Annotated in this window: 1 protein-coding gene; it reads left to right on the top strand. The window is 44.6% G+C overall.

The features are described 5' to 3' along the window. Positions 1-316, top strand: a 316-nt coding sequence (locus AB4653_RS28970; protein WP_372106087.1) for an SIS domain-containing protein, incomplete at both ends; no start/stop codon positions are given.

Genomic DNA, 316 nt, shown 5'->3' with positions numbered 1-316 from the left:
GGCTTGTCTAGATGTTGCTAAAAACAGTTTAGACGCGATGCAAGTAAACCGAGCGGTTGACTTACTGACTCAAGCAAAACGCATTTCGTTCTTCGGACTGGGTGCCTCTTCTGCTGTAGCCAAAGATGCTCAAAACAAATTCATTCGTTTCAATATCCCAATCACTTGTTTCGAAGACATCGTGATGCAACGCATGAGCTGCATTAACTGCAGTGATAACGATGTTATTGTTCTGATCTCTCACACTGGCCGCACTAAAAGCCAAGTAGAGATTGCGAACTTAGCTCGTGAAAACGGCGCGACAGTTATCGCTATC

This window comes from Vibrio sp. 10N.222.48.A3 (assembly GCF_041475345.1).
Classification (GTDB): Bacteria; Pseudomonadota; Gammaproteobacteria; order Enterobacterales; family Vibrionaceae; genus Vibrio; species Vibrio tasmaniensis_A.
This window is presented reverse-complemented; position numbering and strand designations above follow the sequence as displayed.